This is a genomic window from Nocardia sichangensis, from assembly GCF_047200615.1.
Classification (GTDB): domain Bacteria; phylum Actinomycetota; class Actinomycetes; order Mycobacteriales; family Mycobacteriaceae; genus Nocardia; species Nocardia sichangensis.
The window spans coordinates 17729-30061 of sequence record NZ_JBJZOK010000034.1 but is presented as its reverse complement, the minus strand read 5'-3'; the positions used below and the strand labels follow the sequence as shown (position 1 = coordinate 30061).

Here is a 12333-nt window from a genome sequence, read left to right as displayed (position 1 = left end):
CTCAGCGATTTTCCCGGCGCAGCAGCAGCGCGCCGGCTGCGGCCACCAGGCCCGCGGTGAGACCGTGCACGCTCAGGGCAGTCGCGGTGGAGCCGCGGCGCACCAGGATGGTGAGCATATCGCCGGTCGGGATGAGGGCGATGGTGAGCAGGGTCGCGCCGAGGGTGCGGCGCTGCCCGGCCGCGAGCAGGACCAGCATGATCAGACCGATGACCACATCGCGGACGCCTTTGACGTTCAGAAAGCCGTTGGCCTCGCCGCGCGGCCAGTCGGTGAAGCCGAACCCCGGGGCCATTCGCTGCGGGGCGAGCAGATAACCGCCGCCGACGGAGATGATGAACCCGGCTCCCAGTACGGCGCCGGCCCTACCGAGACGTTCGCCGAGTCGGCAGGAACCACGCACGGAAACAACTGTTTCCGTATTCGAAGGAACTGACATGAGCACTCCTGGATCGGTGGGATACGTGTCCCGAGCATCCAGTGCCGCCCGTACCGTTCGCTGACAGCCGTTGTCAGCGAACGGTACGCAGCAGTTCGAGCACCGCCTCGTCCGGAAGCCGGGCGCCCGCAAGGAATTCCGCGCCCAGGCGAACGGGCCCGAGCGCCTCTTCCGCTTGGTCGAGCGCCCGCCGCCGGAACGGGCCGATGCGGATCACCCCGGCCCTCCGGTTGATCCGGTCGGTTGCGCCGAGAATGCGGGCCGCCTGGTCCGGGGCGTCCTTCGCCAGAGCAACGAGGGCGTAACCGATACCGACCTCGGCCAGCAGCGCCGCCGAGGTCTGGGCGGCCAGATCGCGGGGCATGGCCAGCTCTCGCAGCGCGTCGTCCGGCCGGCCCGCCGCGACCAGGGCCGCCGCGTGCGCGGTGCTCACGAAGGCCAGGTTCACGAAGCGGACGGTATCGTGGCGTCCTGCTGGTGGCGGGCCGTCGGGGAGCGGATGCTCGGACATCCGCCGGTACAGTTCCATCGCGCGGTCGTTGTCGCCGCGCAGGTGGGCCAGGTGCGCCTGCGTCGCCGCCAAGAAGCGCCCAGGCGCGGGGATGATGTGCGGGGTGATCACGGCCTCGGCCTGGTCGATATAGGTTGCCGCGACCTCGGTATCGCCGCCGACCAGGTGCATCTCCGCCGCGAAGAGCAGCACGCCCATGCGCTCACCGGCGCCCAAGTCGGCGCTGAGCAGTTCCAGCGCGCTCGCGATCAGCGGGCGGGCGCTGTCCAGGCCGAGCATCCGGGTCCGGTAGCTGGCCAGGGAGATCAGGGCGCGGCTGTGTGACCGGGCGTCGCCGTGCGCGCTCAGGCAGGTCAGCGCCGCCTCCAGAGTGGGCAGGGCGCGGGCCGGGTGGTCGCCGCCCAGTTCATCGAAACCTTTTGCTATCAGCGCATTACCGCGTAGCCATGGATCATCGGAGGTGGTGCACGCGGTCAACAGGCTGTCGTCGTCGCCGAGTAGGTCACGCAGCGCCAGTATGAGCACGAACATCGGGTGCGGAGGTCGATCCTCGGTGAGGGCCGCGCGGGTCAGCCGCTCGAATTGTCCCGTGTCATCTCGGATCTGGCCCCACCAGATGTTGGTGAAGTACGCTGGCAGCTCCTCGGCGTACCGGCAGGCCAGATAGGCCCCGGTGCACCCCGGCGGCGGTGTGTCGTCGATCAAGGCGAGGACCTCGCGGCGGCGTTCGGAGATGTCGCCGTGCAACCCGCGCAGCAGCCAATACCAGACGAGGTTCGAGTACAGGCGAACCGCGCGCTCGCCGTCGCCGACGTCCAGCGCCCACCGCAGTGCGGTCTCGCAATTGCCGTGTTCGGCGATCAGCCGCGCGAGCCAATCGGGTTGTGCGGTAGTGCGTAGTCCGTGGGCGGCGGCGTCAGCGAATTCCGAGAAGCAGTCGGCATGGATGCGGGCGACTTCGTCCGCATCGCCTGCGGCGGTCAATTCCGCTGTCGCATAGGCGCGGATGGTCTCTGCCATTCGATAGCGCTGTCCATCGAAGTCGACCAACGACTTCGTCACCAGTGAGGTGACCGTGTCGATGGCGTCCGGACCACACACCGAAGTAACGGCGTCCAAGGTCGCGCCGCCGGCGAAGATCGAAAAACGCCGGGCTGCAGTGGCTTCCGCATCGGTGAGCAGTCCCCAGCTCCAGGCGACGGCCGCGTGCAAGGTTCGATGGCGCGGGACCGCGTGGCGAGTGCTGTTGGTGAGCAGCCGGAAGCGATCGGTGAGCCGGGCGCTGAGGTCCGGTAGCGGCAGGCTCCGCAGGCGAGCGGCGGCGAGTTCGATAGCCAGCGGCATGCCGTCCAGGCTGCGTACGATGGCGCGGATATCCGCGGAATTGAGCTCGGACAGTGCGAAATCCGGGAGTGCCGCGGTGGCGCGGTCGATGAACAGCCGGACCGCGGGCGATGCGGTGACCGCCGCGATATCCGAGTCGGCTTCGGGCAGGTCCAAGGTCCGGACCGGATACAGTCGCTCGCCGTCCACGCCGATCGGCTCCCGGCTCGTGGTGAGCACCCGCAGCAGCGGCAGCCGCTGCAACAGATCGTGAATCAGGCGCGCGGTCGCCTCCACGACATGCTCGCAGTTGTCCAGTACCAACAGCATTCGGCGGCCGGACAGCGTCCGCTCCAGTACATCGGCCCATTCCGTGGACAGTTCATCGGGTCGCTCGAACTGAGCGAGCGCGTTCGCTATCGCCACTCCGACCGCGTTCATGGCCGGCCGGTCGGGCCGCTCCCGCTCGAGTGCGGCGAGTTCGACGAAAGCGAAACCGTCCGACCAGTCCTCGGCGTGCGCCCCGACCGTCTCGGCGGCCAGCCGAGTCTTCCCCACGCCCCCGGTACCCGACAGTGTCACCAGTCGGGCCTCGCGCAGCGCCCGTCGCACTCCTTCCACGTCGCGTCCGCGTCCGACGAAGCTGGTGAACCGCCTGGGCAGCAGCGGTGCGGATGCGCCGCTGGTTCGCGATGCTTCCGTAACTCCCGTCGGACCCGATCCGGACGCCGTCTCGATCGCAGGTTTGTCGACTGCGGGATTACGGGGTGCGTTCGTGTGAATTTCGGCCAGGGCCGAGCGCAGGACCTCGGCGGGTGTCGTGCCGAGTTCGTCCAGTAACAGGGTCTCGGTTCGCTGAAACTGTTGTATCGCCTCCGAGGTTCGTCCCGCTGCCGCGAGCGCCCGCACCAGTCGTGCGGCCAGCGTCTCCCGGAACGGATGTGCGGCTACCTCCGTGCGGAGCTCACCCAATACCTCGCCGCCTCGGCCCAAGGCTCGAAAGGCGTCCGCTCGCAGTTCGACCGCCTCGAGCCGCTGTTCGGTCAAATGCAGTGCAGCGACCCGCAATGCCTCCGATTCTCCCGCATCGATCAGCGGCTCCCCGCGCCACAAGGCGAGCGCGGCATCGAAGCACGCGATGGCTCGTTCGGGCTCACCGGCCGCCAGCAACGCTCGCCCTGCCTCGACCTCACGCCCGAACCGATGCACATCGACGTCCTCGGGCGTGAGCTCGAGCACATACCCGCCCCCGTCATTCCGCACCGTGCCCGGTGCCGCCGCTCGCAACCGACTCGCCAGAGTCTGCAACGCATTCCCCGCCCCCGCCGGCGGGTTCTCCCCCCACACCCCGTCCACCAGCCGCGCCGCCGGCACCACTCGCCCGGCTTCGAGCGCCAGCAACCCCAGCAATGCCCGCACCCGCGGCCCCCCGACCGACGCCTTCCTCCCGTCCGCGGCCACCACCCGCACCGGACCCAATAGCTCTACCAGCATGAATCGTCCATCTCGCGATCGATCCTGCGTGGCGCCCCGACCTCTCGTCAACCCGGGCGAACCTGGGACCTCGCCGCATTGCGGCTATCGAACCGCCTCGAACTGTCGGCGCATGCCGACCGGCGCGGCCTGTCGTCGATCATCACCGAGATCGGCGCGCGTGACGTGATGCCGCGCCCACGGATTTCGCTACCGCGTACCCGATCGGGTGCTTGCTCGGCGTGTATTCGGCACAGACATCGGGCAGGATATTTCTAACCTGGTGAAGTGCTATCGGTGGTTTCCGCGCGGCACTGTGACGTGAGGCTTGACGGCGAATGAGTGACGAAACGGAACCGATTCCGGTCGTGGTTCCCCGGTCCGGTGGTCGTCATGCTCGGCCGGAAACGCCTGTCGAAGGGGTTCGCGAGGTGTCCGCGGAGGCGACCGACCCTGCCGAGGGCCCCACCGACCGGTATGTGCCGGTGCGGCCCACCCGCCGCGATCGGACCGCGCAGTCGTCGTGGCAGGCCAGGGTCGCACGGACCGCCCTTCGCCTGGTCGTTGCCGCTACCTCGGTGGTCGTTGTATCGGGCACCGGATTCGCCTACTACACCGAGCGCGCCGTCGATGACGGGTTCGCCCGGTCCGGGGCTATCAGTTCCGAAGACGCCGCCGCGCTCGACGGCGACATGAACATCCTGCTCATCGGACTGGACACCCGCAAAGACCGCAACGGCAACGACCTACCCAAAGAAATCATGGACCGGTTGCACGCCGGCGACGGCAGCGAGGGCGGCTACAACGCCAATTCCCTTATCCTGGTACACATTCCGAAGGATCTGAAGAAGATCACCGCCTTCTCCATCCCGCGCGACGACTACGTCGCGGTCACCGGGATCCCCGGCTACGACCACGCCAAGATCAAGGAAGCCTACGGGCTGAAGAAGGTGGCGGTCGAGCAGAAGCTCGCCAACCAGGGCGTCAAAGACAAGGTCGAACTGGAACGCCAGGGCCGCGAGGCCGGCCGCGAATCCATCGTGCAGACCGTGAAGGCACTGACGGGAGTACCGATCAACCGGTTCGCCGAGGTCTCCCTCGTCGGCTTCTACGACCTGGCCGCCATTCTCGGCGGCGTCGATGTCTGTCTCAATCACGCCGTCGACGACGAGTACTACTCCGGCGCGGTGTTCCCGGCCGGACCTCAGCACCTCGATGCCGCCGACGCGCTGTCGTTCGTCCGGCAACGTCACGAACTCGACAACGGCGACCTCGACAGGACCCACCGCCAGCAGGCGTTCCTCACCTCGGTCGCCAAACAACTCGCGGAGTCCGGCACACTCACCAACATCGGCAAACTGCAGCAATTGATCAACGCCGCACAGAACGATGTGGTGCTCTCCCAAGGCTGGAACGTGCTCGACTTCGCGCAGACCATGGGAAAGGCGGGTTCGATTCCGATCGAATTCCAGACCTTGCCGGTGCAGGGCTACCGGACCATCGACGGCCAAGACGTGAACATCATCGATCCGGCCGCCATCAAAAAGACGGTGCGCACGGCGTTCGGCGTGCAGGCAGCCACGCCCACCGCACTCGCGACCACACCCACCAGTACCGTCGACGTCGTCAACGCGGGCGGACCGGCAGGTATGGCCGCCAAAGTGTCGACAGTGTTGGCCGACAAGGGATTCGGCAAAGGAAACATCGGCAACGCCGCCTCCACCGATGGTTCCGGCTCGGTCGTCTATTACGGCACAGGCGCCGACACCGACGCCACCCAGGCCGCGAACTTGCTCGGCGGGCTACCGACAGCCGCGTCCAAGAATATCGACCCCGGCCACATCGAGATCGTGATCGGCAGCGACTTCACCATGCCCGACGAATTGAGTGCGGGCACATCGACGAGCTCCACCACACCGACCGGCACAGCCTCGCCCACCGGTGCCCCCACCTCCAAACCCGCCGACGCGGCGCCCGACTCCGGTAAACCCGTCACCACCAGCATCGGATCCAACATCCCCTGCGTCGACTGAGGTTGCCGCCGTGGACGCCTCCGGCCCGGCCTGGTCGGTGCGGCATCGGGCAGACGAGTGTGGTGTTCGCAGGAGCGTGGACACGATCTCGGCTGCACCGATGAATTTCTTGTGGATCCGTCGTCGATACCTGTGGATACACCGACAGCGGTGGGTCAGAGCAATCGATCCGGACAGTGATCCGGCCGGGTGAGCGGGAGGCGCAGTGAGCGGTACCAGGGTATTGGTGGCGGGGGCGAGTATCGCGGGGCCGGCGCTGGCCCACTGGCTGCGCCGGCGAGGGGCCGAGGTGACCGTGGTGGAGCGGGCCCCCGAACTGCGTCCCGGTGGGCAGGCGGTGGACGCGCGTGGGGTGACCAAGGAGGTCATCCGGCGGATGGGGCTGGACGCGGCGGTGCGCGCGGCCCGCACTGAGACGGCCGGCGCGTACACCGTGGACGGGAACGGGAACGTGCTGGAGACCTATCGCGCGGACGACGATGGCGGCGACGGGTACATCTCGGAGATCGAGATCCTGCGCGGGGACCTGTCCCAGGTGCTCTACGACGACACCCGTGACGGTGTCGAGTACGTCTTCGGTGATCGGATCGCCGAGCTCACCCAGGACGCGGACGGGGTCGACGTGACCTTCGCGGGCGGCGACCGGCGGCGCTTCGAGCTGGTGGTCGGCGCGGACGGGCTGCACTCGGCGCTGCGAGCGATGGTCTTCGGGCCGCGCGAGCGGTTCGTCCGCCACCTCGGGCACGTGCTGGCTTTCTACAGCGTTCCCAACGAGTTCGGGCTGGACCGCTGGCTGATCGACTACCAAGAGTCCGGGCGCTCCGCCGGGCTGCGGCCCATCCAGGACGCCACCCGGGCGATGGCCATGTTTTCCTTCCCCTCGGGGGACTTCGATGTCGACTATCGCGACGTCGCGGCCCAGAAGCGCCTGCTGCGCGAGCGGATGGCCGGCATGGGCTGGTTGACCCCGCGCATCCTCGCGCACCTGGACGACACCCCGGACTTCTACCTCGACCAGGTCGCCCAGGTGGTGATGGACCGCTGGTCGAGCGGACGGGTGGTGCTCCTCGGGGACGCGGCGTTCAGCTCGTCGCCGATGTCCGGGCAGGGCACCGGGCTGGCCCTGGTAGGCGCCTACCTGCTGGCGGGAGAGCTGGCCGCCGCTGGGTGGGACCCGGAGGCCGGGTTCGCCGGCTACGAGGCGCGGATGCGCTCGTTCGTCGAGGCCAACCAGGAGATCGCCCAGTTGAACGCCCGCAGCCGCGACGTCCCCGGGCCGGACGCCGAGCCGAGCCCCGATTTCACCGGGGAGTGGTTCGCCGAGTTGGTCGAGCGCGCGATCAACGGCGTCGAGCTGCCCGACTACACCGGGGTGCCGGACTCCAGGGCCACGGCCGGGCCGCCGATCACTGTGTCGGCCAAGCCGTAGGTGTCACATAACGTGTCGAGAGGGACGACGCTTCGGTAGGCAACCGCCGGACTACGTCCGCTCATGGCAGCCACTTAGGGAGCCTCCCACCAGGCACCTGGGACTCGATCCTGGCCGGGATCAAGCCCTGACACCAGTCTTGAGTAGCCGCATGCCGCGCGGATCTGCACTGGTCAGCGTAGCCATCGGAAGATAGCGGGCTTTGGGACTTTCGCCGGATGGCGGTGTAAAGCATCTGCCGGGTGCTTCCGGGGCGGCGTGACACCCAGTTGATGTTCAACGATTCCGTTGTGACACTTCGGTACCCGGGTGTCGATCGGGGGTGCGCAGAGGAGCGCCGACATGGTGCAAGTGTCTCAGCGCCTCGCGGTAAGAGGAGATCAACCCGGTTTCGTGGTAGGGCACGCCGATTTCGGCGCAGTAGTCGCGGACGATCACCTGGGCATGACGCAGGTTCGGCGTCGGCATACTCGGGAACAAATGATGCTCGATCTGATAGTTGAGCCCGCCGAGAGCGAGGTCGGTCAACGCGCCACCTCGTACGTTGCGGGAGGTCAGCACCTGTCGACGGAGGTAGTCGAGGCGGTCGTCGCCGGTCGAGGTCGGCATGCCCTTGTGGTTCGGGGCGAAGATGCAGCCCATGTACAGGCCGAAGAGGCCTTGGTGGACAGCGAGGAACGCGAAGGCTTTGTCGGCGGGCAGAACCGCGAACAGTGCGGTCAGGTAGGTGGCGAAGTGGACGAACAGGAGTGCGGCCTCCAACCCGCGGTGCTTCATCGATCGATTTCTGAGCGCACGTACGCCGGCCACATGGAGGTTCAGGCCCTCCAGCATCAGGAGGGGGAAGAACAGGAACGCCTGCGCCCTCCCGATGAGACGAGGCAGACCGCGACTGGACCGTGCTTGCTGCTGTGACCAGACCAGAATGTCGGGCGCGACATCGGGGTCGAGTTCCTCGTGGTTCGGATTGGCGTGATGCCGAGTGTGCTTGTCCTGCCACCAGCCGTAGCCCAGACCGATGCCGGCGTTGCCGACGACTCTTCCCACGAGCTCCGTCGGCTGCCGGAGCCGGAAAACCTGGCGATGCGCGACATCGTGCATGACCAGCGCGATCTGAGCGAACGTCACGGCCATGAACCCCGCGACCAGCAGCGTCCACCACGAATCGCCGATGAGGACGAACGCTGCCCAGCAGGCTGCGAACGCGACCCCGACGAGGCTTAGCCGGACGGCGTAGTAGACGGGACGCCGGTTCATCAGCCCCGCGTCGGAGATCCGGCGCAACAGACGGGCGTAGTCACCGTCGGCGCCGCGCCGCGGTGACCGTGGAGATGACTCGGGGACCAAGGCAGGTGTCGTCATAGATCTTCCTGAGAGCGAGCCGGAGACGCCACCTCCATCCGTCGACGACGTCGGCCGGTCGATGTCGGAGCGGGGCGCGGATTTCGATACCCCGAAGCTATCGACCGGATTCTCGTTACTCGTAACCCTCTGGTATGAGATGGAATCGGACTGCGGTGTGATATTCGATGTCCACAGCTGGCAGAGGCGGCCGGCCGGTTGTCGGCCGACACATCCGGGTCGCCGGACCGGACGTCCGCTCATACCGCTGATCGAGCGATGTGGACAGAACCGTTTCGTCGAATCTGTGGCTTGCGCCGGGCAAAGCGACCGCCGCCCTTCGTCGCCAGCACATATGTTGCAGTAGGGTTCCTGGGAGGTGCCGTCACTCGCTGTGCTGCGGCCGGAGGCGCTTCTTTGCCGGGACCGGATTCGAATTCAAATCTGCACTGACGCAATGGTTCTGTGAAATACTCGTGCTGTTCTCCACTGTCCGAGGAGGGCTTGATGCGATCGGTATCGCAGCTATTTGCGGTCTGTTCCTGCTTGTTGATCGGTGGGCTGGCCGCGTGCGGGTCGCCCGATGCACCGACCACGGTTTCTCCGACCACAACCGCCCCGAAAGCTGATACGTCCAGCGCAGTGACCACCTCTCCCGACTCGGCGACTGCCAGCTCGATCCTTTCAGCTACTCCGTCCGTATCCCCCGAGACCGGGCGGGTGATCCCCTCAACCGTGTCAGTCTCCGTGGCGAGTAGCACGACCGGAGTCATCATCCCGACAACACCGCCCACAAACGTGCCACCGACGGTTCCGATTCTTCCGGGCAGGCCGGGCACTGGAGTCGATATCACGACGACTGTGGCGCCTCACCCAGCGACGACCAGTGAGCCCCCTCGATGAGTGGGGACGACGCCGATTCGACTGGCCGGCACAGTCTTCGTCGAGCTCTGACCGCTGCGGGAGCCATCGCCTCGCAGGGCGCGGTTATCGCCGCAGTGCTCTACTACTTCGGCATGGTGTACACCCGCGCCTGGTACGGCTATTTCGGCGTGGATGTCGGGATGCTCGGTTTGTCCACCCCCGACTACGTCATCGGCAGCCTCACCAGTAGCTACTGGCCCGTGACCATCGTCTTGCTGGTCGTGCTCGCCTGCTACGCACTTCGGTCGGTTCCGCTTGCCGTTGCCGTACGCAGCCGACGACCCGTCGCCACGCTCCGGCGCTGGACGATGGCCATCTTGATCAGCGGCGCCATCCTGGCCACAGTCTTCGCGCTTCTGGTCATCGTCCGCGACTGGCTACCGCCGTGGCTCGGTTCATATATGCCGATCATGCTCATCGCGGCGGTCTCACTCCTCGGGTACGCCATCGCGCTGCGGGAAACCCATCCCCGCATTTTCAGCCGCCCCGGCGCCGGTCGCAGACGCACACAATCCACCCCATGGCTACCGATCCTGGCCTTGCTGGGCTTAGGTTTCCTCGGCTTCTCGTGGGCGGTGGGCTCCTACGCCCATCAGCGCGCCATTCGCGACGCCCGCCTCACCGTCGAGACCGGCTTCGGCGCACGTCCGGTCGTCCTGCTGCTCAGCGTCGATCGGCTCGCGATCGAAGGCGGCGGGTCCCAAGTTCTCCCGATCACCACACCCGGGGAGAAATACCGCTACGCCTACAGCGGGCTCCTACTACTGGCGCGCACTCCTGACCGCTTCTTCCTGATCCCGCACCAGTGGACGAAGGCCAACCACGACCGAGTATTCGTCATCAGCAACAACGACAACGTCCGCATCGACCTCGCACCCCACCCATAACAAAGGCCCTCCACGATTCGGGCACAGCACGCCGGTCCCCTGATGCAGGCACACTCTCGATCCGTCGCCCACGCTGCATGCTCGCCCCGATATCTGACCGGTCCTACCTACCCGTCAGTCGCCGACGAACAGGAGATATCCGTTGGCGCGAAGCCGGCCGATAGCTTTGGGGTTTCGTTCCGAACCGCTGTCACGGTGCTCATCCCGATCCAGACGCCGCCACATCGAAGGTCAGCGAGACCCACAAGGGTTTCAGGTGGGGGATTGGTGATCGAAGCTGATTACCCGGTGTCCACCAGAAGGGCGTCCCCGACGCATTGCAGCGTACGTGTAGTGGGCTCCGCTGCGCCTTCGGCGGGAAAAGACATCGAGTAACGGCCGTCCCCGAGGTCACGCCAGGAGCCGGTGGTCGCCCGGGCCCGGTCATCGGCGCCGGGACGGTATTCGACGACGGTGCCGTCTTCTCCGAACTCGAGGCCGGACCGGCCACGTGACCGGGGAAACGGGAAGTCACGTGGCCGATAAATGGACACCGTGTCGGTGTCCTCCTCGTGGGAGTGCACCCATATTCCGAGGATGGGGATCGGTCCGGTCACCGGCAATCCTCACCGGGTCCCCGGCGCCGACCAGTGTGGCGCTCGGGCGAGGACGCCGTTGATCTCGTCGAGTAATGAACGCAACAACGCTACCTCGCCTTCGAGGTCGGCGACCGCACCCGCGCCGCCGGAGGAACTCGAATTCGTCGATGGCACGGAACGGGGTGCGGCCGCCTCGCCGCGTCCGGGCGTCGCCTCCGCGGCCATGGAGGACACCGCCGGTCGCAGATCCCCGGCCGGAGCGCGAGCGGCGACCAGGAACGAGGCCCTCGGCCCATCCAGGCACGCGTTCATCCGCAAGGATTGGCCGGTGGTGAACATGAACATCGCCGCGTCGTCGGTGTAGTCCATGTAGTTCATGAACATGTCGCCATTGGGGCCGTTGTTGCAGGAAATGTGCGGGAACTGGGGTTTGCCGAAGTTCTGGGTGGCCTGGTTGGGCGTGTCGTCGACCAGATCGCCCCCGGAGCAGCCGCTTCCGTCATCGCCCCAGATATGGCGCAGACTCAGCCAGTGCCCGACTTCGTGCGTCGTGGTGCGCCCCAGGTGGAACGGCGCGGTGGCGGTTCCGATTGTGCCGAAGCAGGTTGTCGCGATGACGACGCCATCGGTGTCGACGGGACCGCCAGGGAATTGCGCGTAACCGAGAATCGAGTTTCCGGGCGCGGTCTGCGGATCGGCGCACACCCAGAGGTTGAGGTATTCGTCGCTCGGCCAGGGATCGGCGCCGCCGGTCGCGGTGGCTTTCACATCGTCGGCTTCGGCGCTGAAGAATGTCTTCGCGGTGGCGGTCCGGGTGATGCCGTCGGTCGCATTGCCATCAGGATCGGTTGTCGCCAAGGCGAATTGAATTCGACAGTCGGCGATACGATCGGTCCAGACGGTCGGCACGCCGACGCGGTCGAGATTGGTCGCCCGGAAGTCCTGGTTGAGCACCGTGATCTGGCTCTCGACCTGGGCCGCGCTGATGTTCTCGGCCGGGAACGCGGGATTGTGGACGACGTGGACGACCACGGGGATCGTGATCGGACCGGTGCGCATCGGTGCGCGCATACGGCCTTCGTAGGCGAGCGCGCGGTTCTCGAACATCGCCGAACGCTGTCGGTAGCTTTCGCTCTGTTGGAGCAGTTTATGGTGAACTGCCATGGTGCCGCACAATTCGCGGCTTCGTGCACCAGGTGTAGGAAGATCGGCCATCACATATCCTTTCGCGAATCAGTCGGATGAAATCGCTCGGTAAGGATGCTTCGCCGATTCTGCGGCCGTGACACGAGTAGCGACTACCTGCATCCGACCTCGCGCGGCTAAAGTCCGTACAACTTTGAAATATGTGGAAGATCGGTGACGACCCCGCCGCACAGCGGTGGAGTTACAGCT

Annotated in this window: 9 protein-coding genes; 3 read left to right on the top strand and 6 right to left on the bottom strand. The window is 66.5% G+C overall.

Annotated features, from left to right (window positions below; genetic code table 11):
- Position 1: 1 nt before the first annotated feature.
- On the bottom strand, positions 2-439 hold the full coding sequence (locus tag ACL03I_RS33445; protein WP_412807959.1) for a DUF4267 domain-containing protein: 438 nt from the start codon (positions 437-439) through the stop codon (positions 2-4).
- 73 nt (positions 440-512) lie between these two features.
- Positions 513-3767 carry an ATP-binding protein gene (locus ACL03I_RS33440; RefSeq protein ID WP_412807958.1) on the bottom strand — a complete coding sequence of 1085 codons (3255 nt, stop codon included), beginning with the start codon at positions 3765-3767 and terminating at the stop codon, positions 513-515.
- A gap of 317 nt (positions 3768-4084) precedes the next feature.
- On the opposite strand from ACL03I_RS33440, the gene ACL03I_RS33435 reads away from it, so the two are divergent.
- Positions 4085-5779: an LCP family protein gene (locus ACL03I_RS33435; protein WP_412807957.1), complete on the top strand. Its 1695-nt coding sequence runs from the start codon at positions 4085-4087 to the stop codon at positions 5777-5779.
- A 205-nt stretch (positions 5780-5984) separates the two neighbouring features.
- Entirely contained in the window at positions 5985-7208 is a 1224-nt protein-coding gene (locus tag ACL03I_RS33430; RefSeq protein ID WP_412807956.1) for an FAD-dependent monooxygenase, read from the top strand.
- Positions 7209-7484: 276 nt separating this feature from the next.
- Here the strand turns inward: ACL03I_RS33430 and ACL03I_RS33425 are convergent, their stop codons facing one another.
- Both ACL03I_RS33425 and ACL03I_RS33420 read right to left on the bottom strand, forming a co-directional pair.
- On the bottom strand, positions 7485-8570 hold the full coding sequence (locus ACL03I_RS33425) for a fatty acid desaturase family protein (protein ID WP_412807955.1): 1086 nt from the start codon (positions 8568-8570) through the stop codon (positions 7485-7487).
- A 239-nt stretch (positions 8571-8809) separates the two neighbouring features.
- The gene (locus ACL03I_RS33420) at positions 8810-9325 is read right to left on the bottom strand and encodes a hypothetical protein (protein ID WP_412807954.1); all 516 of its coding nucleotides are present in this window, start codon (positions 9323-9325) and stop codon (positions 8810-8812) included.
- A gap of 123 nt (positions 9326-9448) precedes the next feature.
- Here ACL03I_RS33420 and ACL03I_RS33415 point away from each other — a divergent pair, with 123 nt between their 5' ends.
- Entirely contained in the window at positions 9449-10360 is a 912-nt protein-coding gene (locus ACL03I_RS33415; RefSeq protein ID WP_355079991.1) for a hypothetical protein, read from the top strand.
- A 281-nt stretch (positions 10361-10641) separates the two neighbouring features.
- Here the strand turns inward: ACL03I_RS33415 and ACL03I_RS33410 are convergent, their stop codons facing one another.
- Together ACL03I_RS33410 and ACL03I_RS33405 are read right to left on the bottom strand one after the other, a co-directional pair.
- On the bottom strand, positions 10642-10956 hold the full coding sequence (locus ACL03I_RS33410; RefSeq protein WP_355079989.1) for a hypothetical protein: 315 nt from the start codon (positions 10954-10956) through the stop codon (positions 10642-10644).
- A 9-nt stretch (positions 10957-10965) separates the two neighbouring features.
- On the bottom strand, positions 10966-12045 hold the full coding sequence (locus tag ACL03I_RS33405; RefSeq protein WP_397281893.1) for a zinc metalloprotease: 1080 nt from the start codon (positions 12043-12045) through the stop codon (positions 10966-10968).
- Positions 12046-12333 lie beyond the last annotated feature (288 nt).

Bases quoted from the DNA above. Each gene is read 5' to 3' on its own strand.
- ACL03I_RS33425 (WP_412807955.1), bottom strand. From the start codon at position 8,570: ATGACGACACCTGCCTTGGTCCCCGAGTCATCTCCACGGTCACCGCGG.
- ACL03I_RS33415 (WP_355079991.1), top strand. From the start codon at position 9,449: ATGAGTGGGGACGACGCCGATTCGACTGGCCGGCACAGTCTTCGTCGA.
- ACL03I_RS33405 (WP_397281893.1), bottom strand. From the start codon at position 12,045: ATGTTCGAGAACCGCGCGCTCGCCTACGAAGGCCGTATGCGCGCACCG.
- ACL03I_RS33445 (WP_412807959.1), bottom strand. From the start codon at position 439: ATGTCAGTTCCTTCGAATACGGAAACAGTTGTTTCCGTGCGTGGTTCC.
- ACL03I_RS33435 (WP_412807957.1), top strand. From the start codon at position 4,085: ATGAGTGACGAAACGGAACCGATTCCGGTCGTGGTTCCCCGGTCCGGT.
- ACL03I_RS33440 (WP_412807958.1), bottom strand. From the start codon at position 3,767: ATGCTGGTAGAGCTATTGGGTCCGGTGCGGGTGGTGGCCGCGGACGGG.
- ACL03I_RS33420 (WP_412807954.1), bottom strand. From the start codon at position 9,325: ATGATGACTCCGGTCGTGCTACTCGCCACGGAGACTGACACGGTTGAG.